We start from the raw sequence: 1272 nt of genomic DNA, 5'->3' as shown, positions 1-1272 counted from the left end.
ATGCTCTAACTTTGCATAGTTCACCAAAGCAAGATTAATTCAATATATTTGTTGTATGAATAATTGAATTAACCGATCGGTAGAAGTAAACTATCTCGAGATGTAGAGTTGCAATCAGCTTCTAAACTAATTTTTGTAATAGACTTCTCCCGATCAAGCTGAAAAAGACTATATATATTAATGGAAAAAATCCAATTAGAGCTTGAGTCCATTCCAGCTTTTGGTTAATTCTCTAAAGCTGAACAAATATATGGAAAACTTATTTATCGGAATTGATTATTCTAAGAAAAGTTTTGATGTCTCTGCTTATATAAGCTCAGAGAAATCAAAAGAAGAGAAAATGAAATTGCACCTATTAGGTCATCAAAATTTCTCGAACGATGAAACAGGGTATATTCAAATGCTATCCTGGTTAGGGACTTTAACCTCTTTATCTCCCAAGCATTGGCTGTTCTGTGGTGAAGATTCTGGACTTTATAGTTATTCTATGAGTCATTATTTATACATTAAAGGATTCAGTATTTGGTTGGAAAATCCATTACATATGAAAAGAAGTATGGGGCTGGTTCGAGGAAAAAGTGATAAAAAAGATTCTGGTCTAATAGCCTTGTATTCTTATCGCTTTCGGGATCGCAGAGTTGATTTTGTGCCCAAACAAGATACGATTCAGCGTTTACAAGATTTAGAGGCGTATCGTCACCGTTTAATAAAAGCCAAGAAGTTATTGGGCGATTCATCCAAAGAATTGAATCTTTACGAGCAAACTCGTGATACGGCAGTGCTGGTTTATGAAAAGTCAATGGAACTGGTAGAGCAGATTGAGTCTCAGTTGAAAGAGGTAGAAGTACAAATTCAGCAGGTATTAAAATCCGATAAAGAAGTATATGACAATTATGAGCGGATAACCTCTGTTAAAGGTATTTCCTGGAAAACGGCAGTTGTTTTACTTATTTACAGTCACAACTTTACACGTTTTGAAACAGCAAGACAGTTTGCTTGTTATGCAGGTGTTGCCCCTTTCGAATACAGTTCGGGAACAAGTGTAAAAGGAGGTACTCATACCAGTCGCTTAGCCAATATGAGGGTAAAATCGCTTCTTGGAATGGCGGCAATGAGTGCCAAACGGTTCAATAAAGATATCGCGGAATATTATAATTCAAAAAAAGAAAAAGGAAAATCTCACAGAGTGATAATGAATAATATAAGTAATAAGTTAATACACATCTGTTTTGCCTTAGTGCGCCATCAGACTATGTATCAATATACTTATAA

At 35.1% G+C, this 1272-nt stretch carries 1 protein-coding gene; it reads left to right on the top strand.

Going from position 1 to position 1272, the window contains the following annotated elements; all coding sequences use genetic code 11:
• Positions 1–250: 250 nt before the first annotated feature.
• Positions 251–1272 (top strand): transposase (locus NBH14_RS28625; RefSeq protein WP_186962116.1); only part of this gene is annotated, 1022 nt, incomplete at its 3' end.

This window comes from Parabacteroides caecihominis, from assembly GCF_023656785.1.
Taxonomy (GTDB): domain Bacteria; phylum Bacteroidota; class Bacteroidia; order Bacteroidales; family Tannerellaceae; genus Parabacteroides; species Parabacteroides segnis.
Note: the sequence above shows the minus strand (reverse complement) of the source record. Positions and strands in the feature narration are given on the sequence as shown.